Annotated in this window: 21 protein-coding genes; 12 read left to right on the top strand and 9 right to left on the bottom strand. The window is 72.5% G+C overall.

The window, feature by feature from the left end; all coding sequences use genetic code 11:
* The first annotated feature begins 185 nt into the window (after nucleotides 1-185).
* From ABZX40_RS22230 to ABZX40_RS22185, 10 genes are all read left to right on the top strand, one after another.
* On the top strand, nucleotides 186-1172 hold the full coding sequence (locus ABZX40_RS22230; protein ID WP_355740709.1) for a glycosyltransferase family 2 protein: 987 nt from the start codon (nucleotides 186-188) through the stop codon (nucleotides 1170-1172).
* Complete coding sequence (locus tag ABZX40_RS22225; RefSeq protein WP_355740711.1) at nucleotides 1172-2518, top strand: polysialyltransferase family glycosyltransferase; 1347 nt, start codon at nucleotides 1172-1174, stop codon at nucleotides 2516-2518. The genes ABZX40_RS22230 and ABZX40_RS22225 overlap by 1 nt, the downstream gene beginning before the upstream one ends.
* Nucleotides 2519-2813: 295 nt before the next feature.
* On the top strand, nucleotides 2814-4070 hold the full coding sequence (locus ABZX40_RS22220; protein WP_355740713.1) for a hypothetical protein: 1257 nt from the start codon (nucleotides 2814-2816) through the stop codon (nucleotides 4068-4070).
* Entirely contained in the window at nucleotides 4067-6283 is a 2217-nt protein-coding gene (locus tag ABZX40_RS22215; RefSeq protein ID WP_355740715.1) for a polysaccharide pyruvyl transferase family protein, read from the top strand. The genes ABZX40_RS22220 and ABZX40_RS22215 overlap by 4 nt, the downstream gene beginning before the upstream one ends.
* 150 nt (nucleotides 6284-6433) lie before the next feature.
* The gene (locus ABZX40_RS22210) at nucleotides 6434-7399 is read left to right on the top strand and encodes a glycosyltransferase family 2 protein (protein WP_355740717.1); all 966 of its coding nucleotides are present in this window, start codon (nucleotides 6434-6436) and stop codon (nucleotides 7397-7399) included.
* A 3-nt stretch (nucleotides 7400-7402) separates the two neighbouring features.
* Nucleotides 7403-8746, top strand: a complete 1344-nt coding sequence (locus ABZX40_RS22205) for a polysialyltransferase family glycosyltransferase (RefSeq protein WP_355740719.1) — start codon at nucleotides 7403-7405, stop codon at nucleotides 8744-8746.
* Nucleotides 8747-8814: 68 nt separating this feature from the next.
* Entirely contained in the window at nucleotides 8815-9927 is a 1113-nt protein-coding gene (locus ABZX40_RS22200) for an acyltransferase (RefSeq protein ID WP_355740721.1), read from the top strand.
* A gap of 220 nt (nucleotides 9928-10147) precedes the next feature.
* Complete coding sequence (locus tag ABZX40_RS22195; RefSeq protein ID WP_355740723.1) at nucleotides 10148-11077, top strand: class I SAM-dependent methyltransferase; 930 nt, start codon at nucleotides 10148-10150, stop codon at nucleotides 11075-11077.
* 206 nt (nucleotides 11078-11283) lie between these two features.
* Nucleotides 11284-12441: an acyltransferase gene (locus tag ABZX40_RS22190; protein WP_355740725.1), complete on the top strand. Its 1158-nt coding sequence runs from the start codon at nucleotides 11284-11286 to the stop codon at nucleotides 12439-12441.
* Between the two features lie 168 nt (nucleotides 12442-12609).
* The gene (locus tag ABZX40_RS22185; protein WP_355740727.1) at nucleotides 12610-13551 is read left to right on the top strand and encodes a class I SAM-dependent methyltransferase; all 942 of its coding nucleotides are present in this window, start codon (nucleotides 12610-12612) and stop codon (nucleotides 13549-13551) included.
* A gap of 9 nt (nucleotides 13552-13560) precedes the next feature.
* On the opposite strand, the gene ABZX40_RS22180 is transcribed toward ABZX40_RS22185, so the two are convergent.
* Together ABZX40_RS22180 and ABZX40_RS22175 are read right to left on the bottom strand one after the other, a co-directional pair.
* A complete protein-coding gene (locus ABZX40_RS22180; RefSeq protein WP_355740729.1) occupies nucleotides 13561-14136 on the bottom strand; it encodes a Uma2 family endonuclease in 576 nt (191 codons plus the stop codon).
* A 92-nt stretch (nucleotides 14137-14228) separates the two neighbouring features.
* Entirely contained in the window at nucleotides 14229-15812 is a 1584-nt protein-coding gene (locus tag ABZX40_RS22175) for a methylmalonyl-CoA mutase family protein (protein WP_355740929.1), read from the bottom strand.
* 179 nt (nucleotides 15813-15991) lie between these two features.
* Here ABZX40_RS22175 and ABZX40_RS22170 point away from each other — a divergent pair, with 179 nt between their 5' ends.
* On the top strand, nucleotides 15992-16813 hold the full coding sequence (locus ABZX40_RS22170; protein WP_355740731.1) for a L,D-transpeptidase family protein: 822 nt from the start codon (nucleotides 15992-15994) through the stop codon (nucleotides 16811-16813).
* A gap of 253 nt (nucleotides 16814-17066) precedes the next feature.
* On the opposite strand, the gene ABZX40_RS22165 is transcribed toward ABZX40_RS22170, so the two are convergent.
* The 3 genes from ABZX40_RS22165 to ABZX40_RS22155 all read right to left on the bottom strand — a co-directional run bounded on the left by ABZX40_RS22165 (nucleotide 17067) and on the right by ABZX40_RS22155 (nucleotide 20005).
* The gene (locus ABZX40_RS22165; RefSeq protein ID WP_355740733.1) at nucleotides 17067-18305 is read right to left on the bottom strand and encodes a hypothetical protein; all 1239 of its coding nucleotides are present in this window, start codon (nucleotides 18303-18305) and stop codon (nucleotides 17067-17069) included.
* Nucleotides 18305-18967 carry an RNA polymerase sigma factor gene (locus tag ABZX40_RS22160; protein WP_355740735.1) on the bottom strand — a complete coding sequence of 221 codons (663 nt, stop codon included), beginning with the start codon at nucleotides 18965-18967 and terminating at the stop codon, nucleotides 18305-18307. The genes ABZX40_RS22165 and ABZX40_RS22160 overlap by 1 nt, the downstream gene beginning before the upstream one ends.
* Nucleotides 18968-19363: 396 nt before the next feature.
* On the bottom strand, nucleotides 19364-20005 hold the full coding sequence (locus ABZX40_RS22155; RefSeq protein WP_355740737.1) for a hypothetical protein: 642 nt from the start codon (nucleotides 20003-20005) through the stop codon (nucleotides 19364-19366).
* A 298-nt stretch (nucleotides 20006-20303) separates the two neighbouring features.
* On the opposite strand from ABZX40_RS22155, the gene ABZX40_RS22150 reads away from it, so the two are divergent.
* Nucleotides 20304-22988 carry an N-acetylmuramoyl-L-alanine amidase gene (locus tag ABZX40_RS22150; protein ID WP_355740739.1) on the top strand — a complete coding sequence of 895 codons (2685 nt, stop codon included), beginning with the start codon at nucleotides 20304-20306 and terminating at the stop codon, nucleotides 22986-22988.
* A gap of 19 nt (nucleotides 22989-23007) precedes the next feature.
* On the opposite strand, the gene ABZX40_RS22145 is transcribed toward ABZX40_RS22150, so the two are convergent.
* The 4 genes from ABZX40_RS22145 to ABZX40_RS22130 all read right to left on the bottom strand — a co-directional run bounded on the left by ABZX40_RS22145 (nucleotide 23008) and on the right by ABZX40_RS22130 (nucleotide 26536).
* Nucleotides 23008-23421, bottom strand: coding sequence for a hypothetical protein (locus tag ABZX40_RS22145; RefSeq protein ID WP_355740741.1), 414 nt, complete (start codon nucleotides 23419-23421; stop codon nucleotides 23008-23010).
* Nucleotides 23422-23559: 138 nt separating this feature from the next.
* Entirely contained in the window at nucleotides 23560-24108 is a 549-nt protein-coding gene (locus ABZX40_RS22140; RefSeq protein ID WP_355740743.1) for a hypothetical protein, read from the bottom strand.
* A gap of 181 nt (nucleotides 24109-24289) precedes the next feature.
* Entirely contained in the window at nucleotides 24290-24817 is a 528-nt protein-coding gene (locus ABZX40_RS22135) for a hypothetical protein (protein WP_355740745.1), read from the bottom strand.
* Nucleotides 24818-24955: 138 nt separating this feature from the next.
* A complete protein-coding gene (locus ABZX40_RS22130; RefSeq protein ID WP_355740931.1) occupies nucleotides 24956-26536 on the bottom strand; it encodes a glycoside hydrolase family 20 protein in 1581 nt (526 codons plus the stop codon).
* Nucleotides 26537-26564: the final 28 nt, after the last annotated feature.

Below are 26564 nucleotides of genomic sequence, written 5' to 3'. Positions count from 1 at the left end.
GGAACCGATTCCGAGTTATAGCCCAACCGAGACATAACAAAAAGTTAACAGCAGCCCACCGTAAGCCGAACCAGCCCTCCACAGTTGAGAAAGTACACGGGATGCACCGTTCCGACACATCCAGTTCACCCTCCGTACCCGCACCGGAAAGTTACCCGGCAAAACGGTCTTCTAGGCTCTCGCAGGTGCCAAAGCTCTCCGTGATCGTGCCGTTCTACAACGTGCAGCAGTACGCCCCGGACACCCTCAGAAGTCTTCGCATGAACGCCAGGAGCGACTTCGAGTTCGTCCTCGTGGACGACTGCTCGAAGGACGAGACCCCGGCGATCCTCGAACGGGCGGCCGACGACCTCTCCGGCCTCGCCCAGGTCAGATTCATCCGCCACCAGGAGAACGGCGGACTCGCCACCGCCCGCAACACCGGGCTCGACGCCGCCACCGGCGAGTACGTCACCTTCCTGGACGGCGACGACTGGCTCGCCGAGGGGTATCTGAGCGACCTGGTGGGCGCCCTGGAGCACCTCGGCTGCGACTTCGTCCGGACCGATCACGTACAGGCCAAGGCGCGCGCCCGTTCCGTCCACCGCGTCCCCGTAGGGCTGCGCGACACGGTGCTGAACCCCCGCGAGGCGATCCTCCCCGCCGACCGCACCACCTCCGTCGATTACGCCTACGCCTGGGCCGGCGCCTACCACCGCCGGCTGCTGGACAAGGGCCTGCTGCACTTCACCGACGGACTGCGCACCGCCGAGGACCGGCCCTGGATCTGGCAGCTGCACCGCGAGGCGGAGTCCTTCGCCGTGGTCAATCTGCTGGGCGTCTTCTACCGCCGGGGGGTGGCGAGTTCGCTCACCCAGATCGGTGATGTCCGCCAGCTCGACTTCATCCGGGCCTTCGACGAGGTGATCGAGGAGACCGCCGCCGACCGCGACGCGGACAAGCTGCTGCCCAAGGCGGTGCGCACCTACTGCGCGATCATCGCCCACCACCTCTCCGAGATCGAGAAGTTCGAACCGCCGGTGGCCAAGCAACTGCGGGCGATGAGCGCGGCGGCCATAAAGCGGATGCCGCAGGAGATGCTGGGCGATGTGCTCGACACCATGGACCTGAACCGCTCGACCAAGCTGCGCCGGCTGCGGCGCCGGGTCACCTCCGCGAAGGCGGTCGCCTGATGTCCTCCCCCACCACCACGCCCCGGACCACGCAGATCTTCTGTGTCTCCACGCTGTACGGCGCGGCCACCCTCGCCGCCGCCGTCGAGTCGGACTGCTTCACCGAGCCGGACCGCCGGGTGCTGCTGGTCTTCAACAACTCGGCGACCCCGGAGACCACCCCGGCCGTGGACGAGATGCCCGGCTTCGCCTCGCTGCGCCCGCACTTCGACGAGGTGCTCGACTTCAACGAGGCGATCCGGCCGTTCCACCCCGGCGCCTGGGCCCCCCGGCAGGACGACATGCCGCTGCTGGAGCGGTACTTCCGGCTGCTGTGGGACATGGAGGACGACCGGATCACGCTGGTCATGGAGTCCCTCCAGGTCAACCCGGCGCTCTCCCTGGCCCAGATCTTCACCGGCTGCGCGGTGCACGCCTACGCCGACGGGCTGATGAGCTACGGCCCCACCCGCAACAAGATCGACCCGCTGGTCGGCACCCGGGTGCTGCGGCTGCTCCATCTCGATCTGGTGCCCGGCCTCAAGCCGACCCTGCTGACCGAGTTCGGCGTCCCCGCCGAGACCGTGCCGACCCCGGCGTTCCTCAAGGTGCTCGGCGAGCTGACCTCCGGTGAACTGCCCGACGTCCCCGACAACTCGGCGCTGCTGCTCGGCCAGTACCTCTCGGCCCTCGGCATCCTCTCCCCCGCCGAGGAGGAGCAGCTCCATCTGCGGATGATGCGGGGGGCGGTCGCGCGCGGGCACCGGTCGATCGTCTTCAAGCCACATCCGACCGCGCCCGCGAGTTTCGGTCTGGCGCTGGAGGAGGAGGCGGCGAAGCTGGACGTACGGCTGACGGTGGTCGACACCCCGGTCCTCGCCGAGGTGCTGTACGAGAAGGCCCGCCCGGCGCTGGTCGTCGGCTGCTTCTCCACCGCGCTGTTCACCGCGTCCGCGTTCTACGACCTGCCGGTGGCGCGGGTCGGCACCGAACTGCTGCTGGAACGGCTGGCCCCGTTCCAGAACAGCAACCGGGTGCCGGTGGCGCTGGCGCACGCGCTGGTACCGGCGCTGGACGGTCCCCAGGACGACGGCGAGGTGCTGCCGCCCGAGCGGCTCCAGGGGCTGATCGCCGCCATGAGCTTCGCGATGCAGCCGCAGGTCTACCCGGACCTGCGGGGAGCGGCTGAACGATTCCTCGGCAAGCACTACGGGCCCCGGCTCCAGCCGTACTTCAAGCGGCGCCGGCTGACCATGCTCGGACTGCCCGGCGGCATCCCCCAGCGGCTGTCCTTCCTGCCGCACAACTCCACCGCGCGGCGGGTGGTGCGACGGGCACGGGCCCTGAAGAAGGCGGTCAAGCGGTAGGGCACCGGCCCGCACCGGGAAGCAGCGCCGGGAAGCGGTGGGGCGGTGGCCTTCGGCACAGGGTCACCGCCCCACCGCTCACCCGTGTCCGGGCGCGGGCGCGGGTCCGTCTACGGGAACGGGCCGGGCAAACCCCGTCAACCCGCACAGCCCCCTCACTCCCCCACCCACCCCCGCTCCCTTGCGACCAGCGGGCCGTCCTGGAGAATTCATCCACCAGCCACCCGGAAGCCACCCGCGCCCCCTCACGTTCGGGCACATTCGGCCTCCGATTCGGAGAACGGTGGAACAGCGCATGACGAACCCGCTGGCGGGATTGTTCAAGGCACGGCAGAAGGAGACCGCCAGACGGGACCTGTTCGCCCGGTCGCTGCGGCGCTGCGGGGAGTACCTCGCGGCACAGGGCGAGCAGTCCACCGCCCGGCAGGTCCGGCTCGCGCAGGCCATCGGCGCCCTCGCCACCGCGCTCGACGGCCCGGCCGCCGACCCCTTCGACGCCCTGCTCACCGTGGGCGAGCGGGCGGTGGAGGCCGGTGAGGCCGGTGACGAGCGGGCCCTCGCGCTCGCCGAGGAGCTGGCGGGCACCGCGACCCTGCTGCGGCAGCGCTCCAAGGGCGCCTGGCGGCTGCACGCGCGGGCACTGGACGCCCAGGGCCGCGACACCGAGGCGCTCACCTCGTACGACCGGCATCTGGCGCTGCTCCAGGGCGGGGATCCGGCGCCCGGGGTCGCCCGCCGGATCGACACCCTGCGCCGCCGCCGGGCCGCCCTGGACGCGGCCGTCGCGCTGTTCCCCGGCGCGGAGGCACCCCGCCCCGACCAGCCCACCGCCACCCTCGCACCGGAGTTCGCCGCGTTCGTCCGCACCCGGATCGAGCAGTACGGCCCGGCCGACGCCAAGGTGCGGCGGCTGACCGCGCTGTACGGCGGCTACCGGCGGCTCAGCGAGCGGGACGCGCTGCCCTTCTCGTCGGTGGGCACGACCACGCCCCTCGGGGTCACCGGACTGCGCGGGCTGCTGGCCGGGCGGAGCGTGTGCGTGATCGCCGGGGGCACCGACCTGGGCGGCGGCGGCCGGGGCGCCCAGATCGACGGCTACGACCTCGTCGTACGCTGCGACGGCTTCCGGATCGACGCGCCCGCGACCGGCGCGCGCACCGACCTGCACGCGGTCACCCTGCGCGGCGCGACCCCCTGGGAGGGCCCGGCGTGGGGGCAGCGGGCGGGTGTGCGGCTGGTGTTCGGGGACCCGGCGGGGCCCTGGCGGCGGGCGGTGCGGCAGCGGCTGGTGCCCGGCGCGCAGGACCACCTCGGGGACGCCTCGCTGCGCCGCCCGCTGACCGACCCGGCGCTGCTCGGCGAGAGCGCCTGGCCGCCCGCCACGACCACCGCCTTCACCGTGCTGCGGCTGCTGGACTTCCTGGATGTCTCCCCGCGGCTGGACCTGATCGGGCCGGCACCGCTCGGCCGACTGCGGCCCGAGGAGGCCGACTGGGTCCGCTCCCGCGCCCCGCACGCCGACGACAGTGAGATAAGGATCGCCCTGCGATGACCCTGGCCTCCGCGGACGACCGCAGAACCATCACCGGCAAGCGCCGCACCGCCTTCGCCGTCCACACCGACGAGGAGCGGCTGCCGGAACTGGCCACCCTGGTGCGGAGTCTGGTGCTGACCAACCCGGGGGTGTGCGAGGACGTCGTCGTCCTGCACCCCGGGCTGCCCGAGAGCGCCTTCGACGCGCTGCGCCCGCTGCACCCGCGGCTGGTGACCCGCCGCAGCGACGGCCCGGGGGAGATCTTCCGGCTGGCGGGCTACGACACCGTCATCGCCCTGGACCCGTCGATGGTCGTCCTCGGCGATCTGGGCGAACTGCTACGGCTCCGGCACGGCGTGGCCGCCGTACCGCAGCCGGTGTGGGACGGGGAGCGGGAGCGGCGGCGGGTCCTGGCGGACGGGCTGCTGGTGGTGCAGCGGGCCGATGTGGACGACGCGCTCGCCGAGCGGCTGGCCGGTGCCGGGGATCTGGCGGCGGAGCTGGGGGATCTGCTGGTCCCGGTCGACGCCCGCTACGACTTCCTCACCCGGCGGCTGTACGACGACACCGAGGTGCCCGAGCGGGTGGCGGTGCTGCGCTTCACCGAGCCCGCGGGCACCCCGGGGTACGGTCCGGCCGCCGAGGCCCGGCGCCGGTTCGAGCTGGCCGACGACGCGTTCCGGGCCGCCTACCGCGCGCTGCCCGGCGGCAAGCACCCGGAACTGCTGGCCCACTTCGCGCCCCCGCTGCTCGCCGGGCGCCCCTCGCTGGACCTGGCCCGCACGGTCGCCGATGTGTACCGGCAGCAGGGCCGCTACGACGAGGCCGTACAGGTGCTGGCGCCGGTGCTGGCGGGGCGGCTGGACGCGCCGCGCTGCCACGAGACGCTGGGGCTGTGCCTGATGGCGCTGTCGCGCTACGAGGAGGCCGAGACGCATCTGCTGCTGTCGGCGTCCGCGCCCGACTCCGCGCCGCGCGCCTTCGCCCAGCTCGCCCGGCTGGCCTGGCTGCTGGGCCGCGAGGAGGACGCGCACGCCTACGCCCGGGAGGGCCTGGAGGCCGATCCGGCGGACGCGGGGTGCCATGCCTGGTTCGTCCGGACCCGGCCCGAGCGGGCCGGGTCCGCTGCCCCGCAGGCGCCCGCCGCCGAGCAGTTCGCGCATGTGGCGCTGTTCGCCGACGGGAACGAGAACGCGGGCGACAAGGTGCTGCCGGAGGCGGTGCGGATGTGCTTCGACGCCGACACCGGGCCGTACCGCTGGTATCAGCAGCCGGTGCACCGGCTGGTGGACGAGGCTGCGGTGGAGCGGCTCAACGCCCGGCGCGGGGTGATCGTGGGCGGCGGCGGGCTGTTCCTGCCGGACACCTCCCCGAACGGGAACAGCCACTGGCAGTGGAACGTCCCCGATGAGCTGCTGGCCCGGATATCCGTGCCGCTCGCGGTGTTCGCCGTCGGCTACAACGTGTTCGACGGGCAGCTCTACCGGCGGACCCGGTTCGCCGAGAGCCTCAGGGCGCTGGTGGAGCGGTCGGCGTTCTTCGGGCTGCGCAACCACGGTTCGATCGAGCGGGTGCGCGAGCTGCTCCCCGCCGAACTGCGCGACCGGGTGCGCTACCAGCCCTGTCCGACGACCGTGGCCCGGCATCTCATCGACGGCTGGACCGACCCGGTCACCCGTACCGACACTGTGCTGGTCAACGCGGCCTACGACCGCTCGGGGCTGCGCTTCGGCCATGACTACGGGCATTTCCTCGCCGAGCTGGCGGGGGCCCTGCGCACCCTGCGGGAGCGGGCGGACGTACGGTACGCGGCCCATATGCCGGCCGACGAGAAATTCGTCCACGATCTGCGCCGCGAGCACGGCATCACGCTGCCGGTGGAGCGGCTGTACGAGATGACGAACGACGAGATCCGCGAGCTGTACCGCACCGCCCGGCTGGTGATGGGGATGCGCGGGCACGCGGGGATGATCCCGTTCGGCTGCGGGACGCCGATCCTGAGTCTGGTGTCGCATCCCAAGCTGGCGTACTTCCTGTCGGACATCGGCCGCCGGGAGTGGGGGGTCTCGGTGCACGACCGGGAGCTGGGGGCGCGGCTGGTGGAGCGGGCGACGGCGGTGCTGGACGACCATCCGGCGGCGGTGGGCGAGGTGCACACCGCGCAGGACTTCCTGTGGAAGACCACTCAGTCGAACATCGATGAGCTGAGGGAAACGTTCACCAGGGGCTGAAGGTGCTTGAAGGGGCCTGAAGAACAAGAATTCATCTCAGTTACGACCGGACTTCATTGTTCCGCGGCTCCCTCGCTACCGTTGACCGCGAAAGCCTCGTTAACCTGTTCGCTCCCATCGGCAACCATCGAACGTGAGAGGCCGTCCAGCGTGCCCAAACTGTCCGTCGTGGTCCCCATGCACAATGTGGGGGCCTTCGCCGAGAGCACTCTGCGGAGTCTCGCCCAGAACGCGGACTCCGACTTCGAGTTCCTGCTCGTCGACGACTGCTCCCAGGACTCCACCCCCTGGGTGATCGACCGCTGGGCCGACCGGCTGCCCCGCACCACCGTCATCCGGCACGAGCGGAACATGGGCATAGCGCAGGCGCGCAACAGCGGTATCGACGCGGCGGCCGGCGAGTATCTGACCTTCCTCGACGGCGACGACTGGTACGGCCCCGGCCATCTCTCCGAACTGGTGTACGCCATCGAGGAGTTGGGCTGCGACTTCGCCCGCACCGACCATGTCCAGGCCACCGGCACCGAGCGGGTCATCCGGCGCCCCCCGGCCAGGCTGCGCAACCGGGTGATGGACCCGCGCGACGGCATCATGCCCGCCCACACCGAGACGATGGTCGACTACCCCTTCGTCTGGGCCGGGATCTACTCCCGTCATCTCTTCGACGACGGCGGGATGCGCTTCGCCACCGAACTGCGCACCGCCGAGGACCGCCTGTGGATCTGGCGCCTGCATCTGTTGGCCAAGAGCTACGCCTCCCTCGGCCTGAACGGCATCTTCTACCGCCGCGGCGTCGCCACCTCCCTCACCCAGGTCAAGGACGACCGGCAACTCGACTTCATCCCGGCCTACGACACCCTGATCCAGGACGTCCTGGTGGACCGCGAGGCCGACCGCTTCCTGCTCAAGGCCGTCCGCACCTACTGCGCGATGATCGCCTTCCACCTCCGCAAGGTGGACGAGTACGAACCCGCCGCCGCCCAGCGACTGCGCCGCGAGGCCCGCGACGCCCTGCACCGGATGCCGGAGCAGGCCCTGGAGGAGACCCTCCGCACCATCGACCACACCCGGGGCAGGCTGCTCAGCCGGCTGCGTGACGGGCGGAAGGCTGCCTGAGCGATGCACACCACCCAGATCTTCCAGGTCTCCACCCTGTACGGGGCCGCCACCCTCGCCGCCGCCCTGGACGCCGGGCAGTTCGGCCCGCGCGGCTCCGCCCGCCGCATCCTGCTGGTCTCCAACAACGCCGGCACCCCCGAGACCGCGCTGCGCCTGGACGAGATGCACGGCCACGGCCGGATAGCGACCCGCTTCGACGACATCGTCAGCTGGAACCACGCGATACGCCCGTACCACCCGAGTCTGTGGGGCCCGCGCGGCAACGATGTCGGTCTGTGGCAGAAGGCGTTCCGGCTGGCCTGGGGCATCGACGAGCACGATCTGATCGAGCTGGCCGTCGAATCCATCCAGGTCAACCCCGGCCGCGCGCTCTGCGCGATCTTCTCCGAGGCGTCCCTGCATGTGTACGCCGACGGCCTGATGAGCTACGGCCCCACCCGGGACCGGCTGCCGCTGACCCTCTCCAGCCGGATCCAGCGGCTGCTGCACCTCGATCTGATACCCGGTCTGACCCCGCTGCTGCTCTCCGAGTACGCGGTCGCCCCGGAGATCGTCCCCGACGCCGCCTTCCGGGCCGTCCTGGACGAGATATCCGAGGACACCGCCGGGGACCCGCGGCTCGCGCCCGTGCTGGAGCGGGCGCCGACGGCCGTACTGCTCGGGCAGTACCTCGCGGCGATCAACATCCTGAGCGCCGAGGAGGAGGAGAGCCTCCATCTGCGGATGCTCACCGGCGCCGCCGCGGCCGGGCACACCTCGGTGGTGTTCAAGCCGCACCCCACCGCTCCCGCCAGTTACTCGCAGGCCCTGAGCAAGGCCGCCGCCGAGGCCGGGGTCCGGCTCACCGTGCTGGACGCGCCGCTGCTCGCCGAGGCGCTGTACCACCACGCCCGGCCCGAACTCGTCGTCGGCTGCTTCTCCACCGCGATGGTGACCGCCTCGCACTACTACGGCACCCCGGTCGGCCGGGTCGGCACCGGACTGGTCATGGGGCGCCTCAAGCCCTACCCGAACAGCAACCGGGTGCCGCTGGCGATCGTCGACCATCTGGTGGCCGACCTGGAGCGCGGCGCCGCCCCGGCCCCCGTGGGCGCCGCCCCCGACTCCCTCTCCCCCCTGGTCCGGGCCATGGGCTTCTGCATGCAGCCCAACGCCTACGCCGCCCTGCGCGAACCGACGGCCGACTGGCTGCGCGCGCATCTCGACTCCGTACCGGCCGCCTACTTCCCCGAGGCCCGGCTGGCCGAACTGGGGCTGCCCGGCAGCAGCGCCCAGGCCCGCGCCAAGCACCAGGTGCGCCGGGCGAGGCGCGTGGTGCGCCGCGCGGTACGCCGCCCCGGCTGACCCTCCCCGGGCCAGGCACGCCTCCTCCCCCCCAACACTCCCTGACCGTTTCCTCTGAAAGGCGCGCGGTGCAGAACGAGACAGCGGTACGCCTGCCGCACCCCCAGCGGACCACACCCGCCCCGGACGCCCCCGAGGCCACCGGCGCACCGGACTCCGCTCCCCGGCGCGAACACCGCTTCGACGTCGATCTGATGCGGCTGCTCTGCTCGGCGACCATCATGCTCGGCCATGTCGGCGCCCAGTTCATCGACGCCACCGGCAACGACCCGGACAACGGCGCCGGGGTGTACTGGGCGGGCCATGTGGCCGAGGCGCTCAACCCGTTCGCGGTGCCGATGTACTTCGCCATCGCCGGGTGGGCCGTGCTGGTCGGGGCGCCGCCGAAGGACGGGGCGCGGATGTGGCAGCGGGTGGTGCGCAACATCGTGCCGATGTTCGCCTGGACGGCGATCTACCTGATGTGGGCGTATCTGCGGGACCGCAACGACCGGCCGATGACCGAACTGGCGGTGGACTCGCTGTTCGGGTCGGTCGAACCGGCGTACCACCTGTGGTTCATGTACAACTACATCCCGATCATCGTGCTGCTGGCGTTCGCCATGCTGATCAAGGCCGGGCAGCGGCCCTGGCGGCTGGGGATCGCGCTGCTCACCATCTCGGTGCTGCCCGGGGTGATGACCACCATCACCGAGGTCACCGGCCGGGAGACCCCCACCGTGGCCTGGGGCTTCGGCACCTACTCCCTGGTGTACGCGGTCGGCGGCGCCCTGTTGTTCGCGCTGCCCGCCGGGGTGGTGCGGTGGCGCTGGCCGCTGGTGGCGCTGTTCCCGGTCACCGCGGCGGCGGCCCTCTGGTACAACACCCAGGTCCACTATGTGCTCCCCAACGCCCATCTGTTCGTCGCGGCGATGGCGGTGTGCGTACTGCTGCTGGTCAGCCGGATCCGGGTGCCCGAGAAGCGCCGCCCGCTGCTGAAGCGGCTGGCGGGGGCGGCGCTGGGCGCCTACCTCGTGCATGTGCTGTTCGTGGAGGAAATCGTCGGCCGGGTGGTGGAGCCGGATCTCGGCGCGGTGGCGGCCGGGGGGCTGCTGGTGGTGATGGTGGCCGTGGTGATGGCCCTGTCCTTCGCGACGAGCCTGCTGTGGGGCCGCCTGAAGCTGCGGCGCTGGCTGGGCTGACACGGGGTCCGGAGGGGGCGTACGGGCATCCGGGCATCGGACACCCGTACCCGTCCCGGCGCCCCTGGACCACACCCTTCCGCCACAGGGAGTTCCGCAGGTGTTAACTCCCCGCTAAGGTCACATACCTTCCCCCCGGGAACGGCGCACCTAGCCTGTCTGGAACCCGCGAGCCGCACCATCCGACTCGAACACCCGACGGATCGAGGTCTTCGGTTCCATGAACAGCCGCTCCCTGCTCACCAGTTCGGCATCCCGGCGTCTGCTGCGCCCGGTGGCCGACCTCATCGACCGCCGTATCGACCGGCGGATCCGCGCGGCGAACGCGGCCCGGACCGCCGAGCACGACCAGCTCAAGGACGCGGTCGAGACGATGAAGCACCACCAGCTCACCGTCGAGCTGCTGCTCGGCCCGCGCGGACGGGGGCTCTCCCGGATCGTGGCCCACGGCCCCCTCAAGCGGCTGCACGGCGAGGTGGAGACCCTGGTCGGCAGCCGGGACGCCGCTCAGCGCAATGTCGCCGCCGCCTACCGGCTGCTGGTGGCGATGGAGTCGCTCGGGGTCGGCCGGATCGCCGGCGGCACCATGAACATCTGCGGAAAGCTCGGCACGATACCCCTGCTCGACCCGCCGAACGACGACATCCTGGAGATAGGCACCCTCTACGGCATGTTCTCCGCCGGGCTGGTGCGGATGATGGAGCGGGACGGCCGCAGCCCGAGCGTGACGATCGTGGACCCGTTCGCGGGCATCCAGCTCCAGCCGGGCACCCCCGAGCGGTCCGACCCGACCGGCGCCCCGGTGGACGAGCACGCCGTGCGCACCAATCTCACGCTGGCCGGCCCGGCGGGTGCGGCGGCCCGGATCCAGCGGGGTTTCTCCGAGGACCCGGCGACCCGCGAGGCCGTCTCCGACCGCCGCTACGGCGTGATCGTGATCGACGGCGACCACTCGGAGGCCGGGGTCCAGGCGGACCTGGACTGGGCCGAGGAGATCGCCGCGCCCGGCGCGATCGTCGTCCTGGACGACTACGGCGACGCGAAGTGGCCCGGCGTCAAGGACGCCCTGGACAAGCATCTGACGGGCGAGACCCGCTTCGCCTATCTGGGCAAGGCGTCCCACTCGGCGTTCCTGCGCGCCTCGGCCTGACCCCCACACCACCCGCCCATATCAGCCACTCGTATGACACACAGGTGAACCACGGCGGTCCGATCGGCGAATCGCCCCGGTGGTCACCGGAAGGTGGCACTCCACCCCCTTAGTGTTGACGCACGTCAGTTCCCCTCCGGCCGGTGCCGTGCGCTCCGGCCGGGTGGGGCCGCGCAGGCACCAGGGCAGTCGGCAGGGGTGAGAGTGTGACCGGGACGGTCGTCAGTACGGCACAGCCGAGGGCCGGTACGGATACCCGGCCCGGCCCCGTCGTACCGCCGCCGGAGCGGCCCGCGAAACCGGCCCGGGGCGGCGGACGGCTCCGGGCGCTGGACGGGCTGCGGCTGCTGGCCGCGCTGATGGTGGCGCTGTACCACTACGGCGGCCGGGGCGGCGATGTCACCCGGGCCTGGGGCACCTCGCCGCAGGAGCAGTTCCCCACCCTGCACTCCTGGTTCGCCTACGGTCCGCTCGGGGTGCAGATCTTCTTTGTGATCAGCGGGTTCGTGATCTGTATGAGCGGCTGGGGCCGCCCGCCGCGGTCCTTCTTCGCCTCCCGGGCGTCCCGGCTGATGCCCGCCTACTGGGTGGCCGTCGTGCTGGTGACGGCGGTGTTCGCGCTGCCCGGTGTGGTGTACGCGGCGGTGACCCCGAGCGAGGCGCTGCTGAATCTGACCCTGCTTCAGGAACCGCTGGGCGCACACCGGGTGCTCGGCGTGGACTGGACGCTGTGGGTGGAGATCCGATTCTACGCGCTGTTCGCCCTGTGTCTGGTCCTGCCGGGGGTGAACCGGCGCCGGGTGGTGCTGTTCTGCGCGGTGTGGACGCTGGCCGCGGCGATCGCCCAGGCGGCCGACGAACCGGCCCTGACCCTGCTGCTCATGCCCGAGCACGCCCCCTTCTTCATCGGCGGCATGGGCATCTACCTCCTCTACCGCGACCGTCATGACTCCCTCGCCTGGGGGATCGTCGCGGTGAGCTGGCTGACCGGTCAGTACCAGGCGGTGGAGGCGCTGTGGCACCCGAGCGATCCCGGCCAGTTCTCCTACCGCTCGGCCACGGTCGTCGTCCTGATCGTCACCCTCGGTTTCGCCGCGATCCTGGCCATCGCGCTGGGCCGGCTGAACTGGGCGAACTGGCCCTGGCTGACGGTGGCGGGCGCCCTCACGTACCCGTTCTACCTGGTCCACGAGCACCTGGGCTGGGTGGTCATCGACGTCCTCCACCAGGACCTCGGGGTGCCGTCCTGGGCGACGCTGGCGCTCACGCTGGGCGCGATGCTGGGGCTGGCGTGGCTGCTGCACCGGTATGTGGAGCGGCGGGCGACACCATGGCTCCGGGACGCGCTGGGACGGACGCGCTGAGTTCCACCGCCGTTCATCCACGGGTCGGTTTGCGGTGAACTGACGGGGCAGTGGCTGAGAATCCACCGGCATCCACCGGCATCCACACGCACCCCCACGCACCCACGCACCCACGCACCCACGCACCCACGCACCCACGCACCCACGCACAAGGAAGTACCGCTCTCCATGACCACCACCACAGCCCCCCACACCGTCCCCCCGCAGGCACCACCCCACCGGCTCGACGACATCAAGGGCTGGTTCCCGGTCCTCGACCAGACGCTGTTCGCCTGGCTCCTCGACCGGCAGCGGAACGCGGGGCTGCGCGGCGATCTGCTGGAGGTCGGGGTGTTCCTGGGCAAGAGCGCGATCTTCCTGGGCCACCACCGGCAGCCCGGCGAGGCGTACACCGTCTGCGACCTCTTCGAGGGCGACGCCCCCGACGGCGCCAACCGCGCCGAGTCCGCGAAGTCCTACGGCGCGCTCACCCGGGGCGCCTTCGAGTCCAACTACCTCGCCTTCCACGACGAACTCCCCCGGGTCCTCGCGGGCCCCAGCTCCCTCGTCCCGGGCGAGGTCGCCCCGGCCAGCTGCCGCTTCGTCCACATCGACGGCTCCCATCTCTACGAGCACGTCCACGGCGACATCGGCGCCGCCCGGGACGTCCTGCTCCCCGACGGGATCGTCGTCCTGGACGACTTCCGCTCCGAGCACACCCCCGGCGTCTCCGTCGCCACCTGGGAGGCGGTCCTCAGCCGCGGTCTGCGCCCGATCTGCCTCACCACCCAGAAGCTGTACGGCACCTGGGGGGACCCCGGGCCCGTCCAGGAGGAGCTGATCGCGATGGTCCGGGACCGCGACGACTGCGACCTGAGCGTCCAGCACGCCGCCGGACACCGCCTCGTCCGCCTCAAGTCCCGGCGCGGAATGCCCGCCCCCGGCTTCCCCCCGTCCCGCCACGCCCTGGCGGTACCCGCCCCGTCCCCCGACCCCCTCCCCCAGCAGCGCCGCCCCGCCACGGCCACCCCACCCCGCCGCCCCCGCGGCCGAGCCCGCCGCCTGGCCCACGACCTCCTGCCACCCCTGCTCAGCCGCGCGCTCCGCCGGGCGCGGGGGGCGGTGCGCTGACCGTCCCGGCTAGCCGTCGAGGAGGGTGTCGACCACGAACTCGGCCTCGACCCCGACACTCGCGGGCAGCGGCACCCTCCCGCCCCGCCCGAAGCACTCCCGCCCGCCGTACTTCCCGTCGGCGGGATCGGTGTAGAGGATCACTTCGTCGTGCTTGCGGTCGACGACCAGATAGACCGGGATGCCGGCCTGGGCGTAGCACTCGACCTTGGTGTGAAGGTCGTCCGACCAGTTGGACGAGGTCACCTCCACGACGAGGCGGAAGACGTTCGGGGCGTAGTAGTTCTTCTTGATGTGGGCGTCGCGGAAGTCGTCATCCACGACCGCCAGATCGGGAACGGCGAAATCCTCCGGCAGAGACGGTAGCCAGAGTCCGATGCCCTGGACATGCTCCGCTCCGCTGCCGACGATCCCGGCCCCGTCGAGGCCGCGTCCGATCTTGGTCAGCGACAGCGCATGCGAGCCGTCCGGCGATGGTGTCGCAGTGAGCCTCCCGTGGAGAATCTCCACGCGGTGGCCAGGCAGTGCGCGGGCGAGCCAATCGGCGGCCTCGCCGAGAGTCGGCACCTGCTGTAGTACGGCCATGGCGTCCTCCTTCTTCGGACCCACACTTCCTGAGCGCAACCGGCGCCGGGCACAATCGGCCCTCGATCACCCGTACGAGGTGTCACCGCAGGTCAGAACCGCTCACTCGGCGCGTACTCCCCCCACACCCCCCGCAGCGTCCCGCACACCTCCCCCACCGTCGCCCCCGCCCGCAGGGCCTCCTTCATGGGGTAGAGGACGTTGTGGTCAGTGCCCTCGGCCGTCGATCGGAGGGCGTCGAGGGCCGAGCGCACCGCGGCGGCGTCCCGGGTCGACCGGAGGCGGGCCAGGCGTTCGCGCTGGCGGGTCTCGATCGCCGGGTCGACGCGGAGCGGCTCGTAGGGCTCCTCCTCGTCCAGGGTGAAGCGGTTCACGCCGACCACCACCCGCTCCCCGGCGTCCGTCTCGCGGGCGATGCGGTAGGCGTTGCGTTCGATCTCGCCCTTCTGGAAACCCCGCTCGATCGCCGCCACCGCCCCGCCCAGATCCGCCACCCGCCCCATCAGCTCCCGTACCGCCGTCTCCATCGCGTCCGTCAGGCTCTCCATGGCGTAGCTGCCCGCGAAGGGGTCGACGGTCGCCGTCACATCCGTCTCGTACGCCAGCACCTGCTGGGTGCGCAGGGCGAGCCGGGCGGCCTTGTCGGTCGGCAGGGCGATGGCCTCGTCGAAGGAGTTGGTGTGCAGGGACTGGGTGCCGCCCAGCACCGCGCCGAGCGCCTGCACCGCCACCCGCACCAGATTCACCTCCGGCTGCTGGGCCGTCAGCTCCACCCCGGCCGTCTGGGTGTGGAACCGCAGCATCAGCGACTTCGGGTCCCGCGCCCCGAACTCCTCCCGCATCACCCGCGCCCAGATCCGCCGCGCCGCGCGGAACTTGGCGACCTCCTCCAGCAGCGTCGTCCGCGCCACGAAGAAGAAGGACAGCCGGGGCGCGAAGTCGTCCACCTCCATCCCGGCCGCCAGCGCCGTACGGACGTACTCGATGCCGTCGGCCAGGGTGAACGCGATCTCCTGCGCGGGGGACGCGCCCGCCTCGGCCATGTGGTAGCCGGAGATGGAGATGGTGTTCCAGCGCGGCAGCTCGGTCCGGCAGTAGCCGAAGATGTCGGCGGTCAGCCGCAGCGACGGCTGCGGCGGGAAGATGTACGTCCCGCGCGCGATGTACTCCTTCAGTACGTCGTTCTGGACGGTGCCGGTGAGCCGGTCGCCCGGCACCCCCTGCTCCTCCGCCACCAACTGGTACAGGAGCAGCAGCACGGCCGCCGGGGCGTTGATCGTCATGGAGGTGGAGACCTCGCCCAGCGGAATGCCGTCGAACAGCACCCGCATGTCCTCGATCGAGTCGACGGCCACCCCCACCTTGCCGACCTCGCCATGGGCGAGCGGGGCGTCGCTGTCATGGCCCATCTGGGTGGGCAGATCGAACGCCACCGACAGTCCGCTGCTGCCGTGCCCGATCAGCCGCCGGTAGCGGGCGTTGGACTCCGCCGCCGTACCGAAGCCCGCGTACTGGCGCATGGTCCAGGGACGGCCGGTGTACATCGTCGGATAGACCCCCCGGGTGTAGGGGTACGCGCCCGGCTCGCCCAGCCGTACGGCCGGGTCCCAGCCGGTCAGCGCGTCCGGCCCGTACACCGGCTCGATCGGCGGTCCGGACTCCGATTCACGCGCCACCATCCTGTGCCTCGCCTTCCACCGACGCTCACCACCAGGTCCGCACCCCGCCAGAAGCGTGGTTCCTCCCGCTCCCCACCATGCCGTGCCGTTCGTGGCCTGTCGTGCGCGGGGAACATCACAGATGACCCGGAAACACCCGGGTGGACGGCCGGGGCAGTGGAGCGAAGGGACCGCGCATGCGGAGGTACGGCAAGGGGTGGGCGCTGCTCACCCCGGTGGCGGCGCTGATGGCGGTCGGGTCCGCCTGCACCGTCCAGACGACGGACGCCGACGGCAAACCGGTCTCCCCACCGGTACGGATCGACGCCCCCGAGGACGACGCCCGCCCCTCCCCCTCCACCCCGTCCTCCCCCTCCTCCACCCGCGCCCCGGTGCTGTGGACCCGGGGCGACACCGGCCGGGACGTCCGCGAACTCCAGGCCCGGCTGCGCCAGGTCGCCTGGCTGTTCGACGGGCCGACCGGGACGTACGACGAACTGACCGAGCGGGCCGTCGAAGGGTTCCAGGGCAAGCGGGGACTGCCCCGGACCGGCGAGACCGACACCGTCACCTGGCAGCGGCTGCGCGCGATGACCAAGGACCCCGGCCGGTGGGAGCTGTATCTGATGGGCGGCCAGGAGGCCGATGCCCCCGACCCGCGCTGTACGACCGGCCGGGTGCTCTGCATCAGCAAGTCCAGCCGGACACTGCGCTGGATGGTGGACGGCCGGACCCTCGCCACCACCGAGGTGCGGTTCGGCTCCGAGTACACCCCGACCCGCGAGGGTGTCTTCGAGGTCTACTGGAAGTCCCGCGACCATGTGTCGACCCTCTACGACTCCCCGATGCCCTACGCGATGTTCTTCAGCGGCGGCCAGGCCGTGCACTACTCCGCCGACTTCGCCGCCCAGGGGTACGCCGGTGCCTCGCACGGCTGTGTCAACGTCCGGGACGAGAACCTGCTCGCCCAGCTCTTCGCCCAGGTGCGGAACGGGGACAAGGTCGTCGTCCACTGGTGAGGGCGGCGTCCGCCGGGGGAGGGGAGGGTACGGGAAGGGAGGGGATGGGGCGCGGACGGGACCGGGGGAACGTGTCCCGCCCGCGCCGAGTGCACGTGCCGCAGGTACGGGGGGAACCCCGGCACTGTGCAGAGGGCCGATGACCAGTCGGCTCACCTACTACTGCGTCACTCCGGCCGAAAGTGTCACACCAGGGGCGAGGGAACGTTCCTGCCGGAGGCCGAGCCCCTGCCGGGGAGGGGGAAAGGGCTGGTCAGGGGGTGGGTGGGGGGTGGTCGGGGAGCTGGTCGTTGCTCTCGCCGTTGTCGTGGCCATTACCGTGGCCGCTGCCGTGACCACTACCGTCGCCGTCGCCATGGGCGTTTCCGTCGCCCCAGTCCTGACCCTGACCCCAGCCCTGCCACTGCCCGTGGCCCCAGCCCTGCCACTGCCCCTGCGCCGGTTGGCCCTCCTCGTCGTCCCCGTCGGTCTTCGGGGACTTCGGGGACTTCGGCGGCTTGGCGGACTTGGAGGGCTTCGGGGACTTGACGGGCTTGGCCGGCTTCGCCGGCTTCGCCGACTTGGTCGGCTTGGCTGACTTGGCCGGCTTCGCGGACTTGCCGCTCTTGGGTGTCGGGCTGCCCTCGACCTGGCCCTCGCCCTGGGTCTCCGTGCCCGGCCCCGTGGTCTTGTCCTTGCCGCTCGCCGTGCCGTTGCCGCCCGTGGAGGTCATCACCCGGCAGAAGTCGGCCACCCGTGCGGAGCCGCCCGCCAGGTCCTCCAGGGCCCGGCGGCGGTCGTCGGTCAGGGATTTGCCTTTGCTCAGGTCGCGGCACGCCTTGACCGCGTCCTTCCAGGCGGCGGTGGACGGGGCGGACGGCTGGACCGGCGTGGACGGGGTGGGGGCGTCGGCGGACGGGGTGGGGGTGGAGCCGCCGACCAGGGCGCCGCCGGGGGCCGCGCCGTCCTCGGCGTCCCCCTGGCCGGGGGCGGGGGAGGGCCCGGAGGTGCCGGTGGGCGGCCGGACCGGGGCGGAGGCGGCCGGGCCGGGCGGGACCTCGTCGTCGAAGGGCGTCGGGAGCACCCCGGTGCCGGTGGCGGCGGCGATCCCGCCGATCATCACGACGGCCAGCGCGGCGGCGAGGCCGAGCCGCAACTGACGGCCCCGGAACGGCCCCGCCCTGGCGGCCCGGCGGGGCGCTCGCCCGGACCCGTGACCGCCGATGCGGATCAGTCCGGCGTCGGAGGCGCGGGGGGTGGAGAGATCGCCGGTGAACGGACAGTCGGCCTCGCCGGGATCGGCGCGGACCTTGCGGAACGCGGCCAGCGCGGCGGCCTCACCGGGGAGTTCCTCGCCGGTGGGGGGCGGCGGCGGTACGGAGAGTGCGCCCAGTGCCTGGGCGAGCCGGTCGGCCTGATCGCGGGCGTCGTCGTCGAGAGCTTCCAGTGGCTCCCCGCGCAGCAGACGCTCCGCCGTCTCACGGTCCAGCCATCGGTGGTGCTCGTCGGCCATCACATGTCCTTCTGCGTCCGCGAAAGCGAATGCGTCACACTCGCGGACGTCACCGCACGATCATGCGGTTCCCGCTGGGCGGGCAGGGCGTCGAGGGCTTCGGCGGATTCCGGATCGTCGCCGATGAGTTCGGCGAGCCGTTTCAGTCCGCGATGCGCGGCGGTGCGGACGGCGCCCGCGCGTTTGCCGAGTGTCTCGGCGGCGGTCTTGGCGTCGAGTCCCACGACGACCCGCAGGACGACGGCCTCGGCCTGGTCCTGCGGCAGCCGGGCGATGAGGGAGAGGGCGCGGTCGGTGGCGAGGGCCTCGATGGCCTCGCCGGCGGTGTCGGAGTCGGCGGGGCGGCCGGTCAGTTCGGCCTCGTCGCCGCCTATCGCGGGGCGGCGGCCCCGCATGCGTATGTGGTCCAGGGCGCGGTTGCGGGCTATGCGGGCCGCCCAGCCGCGGAAGCGGTCCGCGTCGCCGCTGAACCGTTCCAGATCGCGGGCTATCTGGAGCCATGCCTCGGAGGCCACGTCCTCGGCGTCGGGATCGCCGACGAGTGTGCGTACGTATCCGAGCAGCCGCGGGTGCACCGCGCGGTACACGGTCCGGAACGCGGTCTCGTCCCCGTTCTGCGCCGCAAGCACGGCGGCCGTCAGCTCGGCGTCGTCCCCCAGCACACGCGCGCCCTCTCTGCGCCTGGCCCCGTGCCGCCGCCCGCGTGGTGAGCGCGGTGGGTGCGGCGGTGCGGGTGCTTGCCGTCGTGGTGGTCGGTGGGTGGCCGCGGCACGGGACCCCGGCCGGTTGCGTGGGTCCTCGGTCTGCGGTCCTCGGCGATCGGCGCGAATGGCACGTTACGTCTTGAAACCGTGCCCCGTCCATGACCGTAGAAGATGCAACTAATCCGTGACGAGGTGGGGTGTGACAGAAAACGCAGCGGTGGCGCTGAAGGGAGTACGGGTCGCCGCGCGGCCCGTACCGCGCGACGGCCGGGGCCTCTCCTGTGGGGGGTGGCGGCCCCGGTCGTCTCCGCGGCCCCCCTCCCCGCAGCTGGATCCCATCCCGGCCGAGGTAGGTCAGCCGACGGCGCCCGTGCTCCTGGTCCCCACCAGTTCGAACCGGCGGTCCGTGCCCGGGAAGGGCGGGATCTCCTTGGCCGAGTAGAGACGGTCCTCCGGGCCGTGGGCGATCAGCAGGGCCGTCACGAAGGCCGTACCCGCGCCGTAGGTGTGCATCCGGGTGTCGCAGTGGACCTCCCAGGAGGTCTCGAAGCCCTCGCCCCTCTTCGGGTACGGCAGCCGGGTGAGCAGTGAGCTGTCGTTCGCGTCTCCGGCGGCCGGGTCATTGGTGTGGCAGCCGGACGCCCCGCCGAGTCCCCTGGTCACCGGCCGGGCCACGACCGGGCGCCATTGCAGTGCGTCGCTCCGCGCGGTCCGCCGCTCCGACTCCTCCATGTCCTCGTCCCGGAGGGAGGCGGCGGGGATCTGGCGGGCCTCGGCCACGGCACCCCTGATGTACACCTCCATATCGGCCTCGGGGCTCAGCAGATGGGCGATGAAGGAGATGTCGGTGACGGGCTCGTCCGCCAGGTACTCCATACGTGCCGTCAGCACCCCGAGGCCGACGGTCCTCGGGTACGCCGACGGCAGGTCCTCGCGGGGCTCGAAGGTCAGACGGAAGCTGCTCCTGCCGTCCGCATGGCTCAGCAACTCGGGCATCGAGTCACATCCTTCACTCACAGAACAGTCCAGGGCGGATCACCGCGCACCGGGATGGACAAGGACAAGAGTGCTCAGTCGATCTTGAGATCGGAGAGCGCGTTACCGGCCAACAGATGGCCGGTAACGGCTTTCGGCGCCTGCGATTTCCCACCGTTTTTGCTGCTGTGACGTTTCCGCCCCGACCGACGCTGTGTGAGTGTGCGCTGCGGGGCCGCCGGGGCCGCTGAGGCCCTTGAGACAATGCCCGGCATCGGAGATGCAGAGCACCGCGGAACTGAACCTAGAGGTGGGGTAGTTGAGTCCTCGCAGGACCCACGCGTACAAGCCGCTGAGCCTGAAGCGGCGTGCCTGGCTGACCATCGGCGCGGTCGTGCTGGGCGGGGCGGGAGCGGTGACCTACGCGGTCGCCGACCAGTCCGCCGACCCCGCCGACGGCAAGGGCGGCACCCGCAGACCGGCCATCCACACCCTGAGGCTGAGCGACGAGGGCGGTGGCCGCAAGGGGCTGGAGCGCCGCGCCACGAAACGGTTCAGCGCGGTCCAGCTGACCTGGAACGACCCGGACGTCCAGGCCAAGGGCACCCCCGAGGTCCGTACCCGGGACACCGACTCCGGCACCTGGTCGGCGTGGCAGCGGCTGGAGCAGGAGCCGAACCAGGCCGAGGGCACCGAGCGCGAGCGCGCGGGGCTGCGCGGCGGCACCGAGGCCCTGTGGACCGGCGACGCGAACGGCGTCGAGGTCCGTCTCGTCCGCGCCGACGGCACCGAGGCACCCGGCCAGCCCACGGGGATGGACGTCAAGCTCCTCGACCCGGGCGCGGTCCCCACGGACCCGGCGACGGCCCTGGAACCGGCCGCGTTCACGGCGGAGACGGGCTCCCCCGTACCGACGGAGACCACCACGCCGACCGAGACGGCCACCGCACCGACGGAGACCGCCACCCCGACCGAAACGGCCACCACGCCGACGGAGACGGCCACCACACCGACGGCCGGGCCCTCGGAGACGACCCCGACCCCCACCCCGACGCCCACCATCCCCGCCCCCCGCCCCTCCACCGTCGTCAAGCCGCCCGTCATCTCCCAGGCCGAGTGGGGCGCGTCGACCGACTACGACGGCACCCCCGGCTACGGCACGGAGATCAAGGCCGCCGTCGTCCACCACACCGGAATGGACGCCGACAACGCCCTCTCCTGCGCCGACTCGCGGGCCTACCTCCGCACGCTCCAGCAGAGCCACTTCGCCCGCGGCTACTACGACATCGGCTACAACTTCGTCGTCGACAAGTGCGGCCAGATCTTCGAGGGCCGCAGCGGCGGGATGGATCTCCCGGTCACCGGCGCGCACAACGTCGGCTTCAACACCAACACCCTCGGCATCTCCTACATCGGCAACTACGAGACCGCCAAGCCCAGCCGGGCCGCGCTGGACTCCATCGCGCGGATCGTGGCCTGGAAGTTCGGGATGTACGGCATCGACCCGACCGGCAAGGTGACCCTGACCTCGGGCGTCGACAAGGGCGTGGACGGCAACAAGATCGCCAAGGGCGCGTCGGTCACCCTGCCCCGGGTCTTCGGGCACCGGGACACCAACGCCACCCTCTGCCCCGGCCTCAACCTCTACCCCAAGCTCGCGCTGATCGCCCAGCTCGCCAAGACCCCGGGCATCTCGCACACCCTGCCCACCGCCGACCTCCAGCGGGACGGCGTCGCCGACCTCGCCCTCGGCACCCCGACGGCCAACCGGGTGACCGTGGTCCCGGGCGGGACGGGCGGCCCGGTCCCGGCCCAGCGGACCGGCCTCACCCAGAACAGCGCGGGTGTCCCCGACAGCACCGAGTCCGGTGACGCCTTCGGCACCGCCACCGCCTGGGGCGATGTCAACGGCGACGGCCACGCCGATCTCGCCGTGGGCGTCCCCGGCGAGGACGACACCGCCGGGACGGACCGGGGCCAGGTCACGGTGATGTACGGGCCGGGTCTGAAGACCGGGTACTCCTTCACCACCACCGGCAGCGTCACCGCCAAGGGCGCCCGGCTCGGCTCCGCGGTCGCGGTGGGCGACTTCAACGCCGACGGCCGCGCCGATGTCTTCGCGGCCGGTACCGGCCGGGGCGGCAACTGGCACGTCCGGCTCACCGGCGGTGCCTCCACCTCCGGCCGGATCACCACCGCGACCGCCTCCGTCGCCCATCTGGACACCGCGACCGGCGACTTCAACCGGGACGGCTACCAGGACGTGGCCCTGAACTACCGGGACGCCGGGGGCATCGGCCGGGTCGCCCGGTTCGCCGGCTCCAAGAACGGTCTGACCCTCGCCGGGGTCCTCTCGGTCCGCGGCGGGCGCGCGGTCGCCGCGGGCGACATCGACGCCAACGGCTACGACGACCTCGTCATCGGCCAGCCGTCCACCACCGAGTCGGGGGCGCGGACCGGCGGTCAGATCACCATGCTCTTCGGGACGGCGAGCGGGTTCACCACCACCGGGATGCGGGTCATCCACCAGGACACCACCGGAGTGCCGGGCGCCGGTGAGGCGGGCGACGCCTTCGGCAGCTCGGTCTCCGTCGGCGACGCCAACGCGGACGGTCTCGCCGACGCCCTGGTGGGCGCCCCGGGCGAGGATCTGACCCGGGACAAGGCCAACCGGGCCGACGCGGGCGCGGTGACCCTGCTCAAGGGCACCTCCACCGGCCTCACCGGCACCGGCGCCACCCTCGTCTCCCAGGACACCTCGACCGTCCCGGGCTCCACCGAGAGCGGCGACCGGCTGGGCTCGGCGGTCTCGCTGGCCGATCTGTCCGGGTACGGCCGCGCCGATCTCGCCCTGGGCGCGGACGGCGAGGACGCCACCGACGGGATCGTGCTGTATCTGCCGAGCACCGGCGGCGGCATCGGCTACTCCCGGGCCGCGCTCTACAGCAAGTCGACGGTGGGCACCCCGACCGACGGCCGCCTGGGGCAGGTCCTCGCGCCGTAGCACGGGGTGTGACGCGGGGTCAGGGCCGCCCGGTCGTCGCGTCCCGGCACAGCAGCCGCAGGGAGCCGTCTCCCTCGAAGCAGCGCCGGGCCTCGTCGACCGGGTCCCACAGCCGCCCGTCCGGCGTACGGACCCAGTGGTCGCCGCCACCGGCCCACCACTCGGCGCCGGTCTGACGCACGATCACCTCCCCGGCGTACGCGCCGAGTCCGCGCAGCACCTGCTCGGCGGCGGCTAACGGGGTGCCCTCCCGGCGCAGTTCGGCGATCAACCGGTCCGCGCTCCACAGGGACTGCGCCGAGTAGTCCAACCGCAGCCGGGCGCCCTCGCGCAGGGCGCACACGATGTCGGCGGCCCACCGCACCGGCTTGGCGGCGGCGGAGGGCCGGGCCGCCGCCGTACGGTCGGGGCCGTCGCCCGGGGTCTCACTCATCGCACTCGTCACATTCAGAAGAGCGCTGCGGCCAGGCATTTCGTCACAGTGATCATGGGGCGGCGGCGAACCGGCGCAGGACCGCCGCATCCCGCCCCGGACGGGAACGGAACGCACACCGTGTCCGCACCTTCGGGCTCACCCGTGGCGGGCCCGCCGGGACACCACCGCGCGCAGCACCCGCCGTCCCTCGGTGGACACCTCGTGCGCCCGGCGCAGCCCGCCCCCGCCGTGCTCGCCGAGCAGTTCCAGCACGGTGATCTGGCGGCGCAGTTCGGCGGCGACGAGCGGGGCGAGGGTGTCCGTACCGTCGTCGTGGCGCGGCTCGGCCGGGTCGAGCAGCCGGTGGATCCGCAGGGCGGCCACCGAGCAGCCGTCGGCCCAGACCCGGGCCTCGGCGGCGGAGCGCACCGCCGGGGCGGCGGCCAGCATCCGGCGCACCAGCAGCGCGGCCTCGTCCTCGGCGGCACCGGCGTCCATCTCCTCGGCGGCGCCGAGCCGGTGGCGGACGGTGTCCACCAGCGTGCCCCAGGCGCTGGCGTCACCGTCGTCGGCGAGGTTGGCCCACAGCGGGCGCAGCACCTCGTCGTCCCCGCCGAGCAGCGGTACGCAGCGGTCCAGACAGGCCAGCCCGCTGACGGCGAGTCCGCGTTCGTCGGCCTGAGCGATCAGCTCCACCAGGCTCATCCACGCCTCCGGGTCCGGGGCGCCGCGCCTTGCGGAGCCCGCACTTCCCCCCTGCGTGTACTGCGTACGACCGGGCCGCGATGTCACAGCGGCCCGGTCGCCGCGGGACGGCCACAGAGGGTCGGCCGCAGTGGGACGGCCACAGAGGGTCGGCCAAAGAGGGTCGGCCACAGTGGGACGGTTATAGCGGGACGACCCCGAGCCGGTCGAGGAGTTGGAAGAACAACTTCTCCGCCGCCCCGGAGCCGGAGCCGCCCTCCAGCGCGTCGGCGTCCGCCGTGAAGATCTCCACCAGCGCCTCCGCCTCCACCGTGTGCCCCGCCTCCGCCGCCCAGGCCACCGCCCGCCCGGCGGCGTCGCGCGGCTCCAGGAAGTAGTCCTCCAGCGTGAGGCCCTCCGTCTCCGCGCCGAGGTACCCGGCCATCGCGGCCCGCACCAGACAGCTGCTCCACGCCCCGCTCTCCGGCGCCGCCGCCTCCACCACCACACAGGCGCTGTCCATCACATACCCGAACAGCGCGGGCGCCCCGCTCTCCAGGGCGAGGGCGTTCATACTGCCGACCTCGCCGTCCCCGCCCGGGTACTCCCACACCTGCCAGCCGTCCGGCGCCGACGCCCGCGGCTCCAGCCCCGGGACGCCCGCCAGCGCCTCGTACTCCCTGAGCGGCCGGTCACCGCGCCCCACGACGAAGTACCCCCAGTAGCCCATGTCAGCGATTCCCCGTTCCCCGCCTCGGTCGTGCGCTTCGTGCGCTTCGTACGCGTACGGGTCCATCTCAGCCCAGCGGCCCGCGGGTTCGCAGCGGATCGGGCCAATCCGGGCCCGGCGGTGGGGCAGCCGGGGGGCTCAGCCGAGGCGGTCGGCCAGGGCACGGAACTCGGGCCAGGACAGCTCCGGCCGCTCCGGGTCCCACAGCTTCTGCACGGTCGCCCGCAGCGGCATCCGGATCCCGGCGGCGACCTGGTCCTGGGTCTGGGCGTTCGCGAGATCGCACCAGACGGCGAACGACCCGCCCGCTATCTGCTCCTCGTAGCGGGCCGCGACCGCGCCGGTGCCGCGCAGCACCCGCGGGCTCCACCGCTCGTAGATCCGCTGCCCGGTCGGATAGACGAAGGTCTGCGGCTCGCCGAGGACGTAGTAGAGGAACTCGTCGTTGTAGTTGATCAGCCGCCGTCCGGCGCGCAGATACTCCACGGGTTCGCGGGCGCCGATCTCCTTGCCGGTCCAGTAGGCGACGACGATGTCGTCGTCGGGGGTGACGGAGGGGTCGCCGGAGAGCCGGTAGAAGCCGTCGTTCCAGGCGCGCGGGGTGCGGTCGTGGGCGCGGACGGTGGCGGCGCGGTCGTTCAGCCAGCCGGTGGCGAGGTCGGCGACGGTGCCGCCGGGCCCGTACTCCGCGCGCGCCGCGGCGGCCAGCCCCGGGTAGGACGCCTCGGGGTCGGCGACGGCCAGCGCCCGGTACTCGTCCCCGCCCAGATGCCACTGCGACCCCGGGAACAGCCCGGCGTACTCGTTCAGCAGCTCGTCCACCAGGTCCGCCGCGGCCGGGTCGGCGATGTTCACCGCGCCCCTGGCCGCGACCCCGTTCGCGTTGCGCAGCTGGAGACCGGGGTGGGCGGCCAGGACCGCGCCGAGATGTCCGGGCGAGTCGATCTCCGGGACGACGGTGATGTGGCGGCTCGCGGCCAGGGCGACGATCTTCCGCACCTGGGCCTTGCTGAGATGGACCTTGGAGACGATCTCGGGGTGGGTGTCCGAGGCGATCCGGAAGCCCTGGTCGTCGGAGAAGTGCAGCCCCAGCTCGTTGAACTTGAGATCGCCCAGCTCGCGCACCCGGGCCTCGATCCAGTCCGCGGTGAACGGCTTACGCGCGATGTCCAGCATGAACCCGCGCCGCTCCTTGGCCGGCTCGTCGCGCACCACGCCCTCCGGCGCCGTCCCCCCGTCCGCGACCTCCTGCTTCAGCGTCCGCGTCCCGTAGAACACCCCCGCCTCCCCCGGCCCGCTGATCACCACCCGCCCCCCGCCCACCGTCATGGCGTACGACTCCGGGTCCGCCCCCTCGTCCCCGCCGAGCGCCAGCCGTACGTCACCGGCGCGGGTGTCCGTCCGCTCTCCCGCGTAGGTCAGCCCCAGCTCCCCGGCGAGCAGCCGGCCCTCGTCGGCCAGCGCGGGGGCGTCGACCACGACCCGGTGCCCGGGGGCGGGGCGCCAGCCGGGGCCGCGGGCCGGGGTGTGGGAGCGGACCGCGGGTATGGTCCGGGGCGGCTGGGACAGGGGGTAGGTGCGGGTGGGGCTCGGGGCGGTGCTGGGTGTGACCCGGGCGGAGACCTCCGTACCGGTGCCGTCGGCGGGGGCGTCGCCGCCTCCCGTGGCCCACAGTCCGAGTCCGACGCCGAGGACCACCACGGCAGCGGCGATCAGCAGCGCACTGCGCCGCACGATCCGCTGGTCC

Origin of the sequence: Streptomyces sp. NPDC004610 (assembly GCF_040609715.1) — a bacterium.
GTDB lineage: Bacteria > Actinomycetota > Actinomycetes > Streptomycetales > Streptomycetaceae > Streptomyces.
This window is presented reverse-complemented; position numbering and strand designations above follow the sequence as displayed.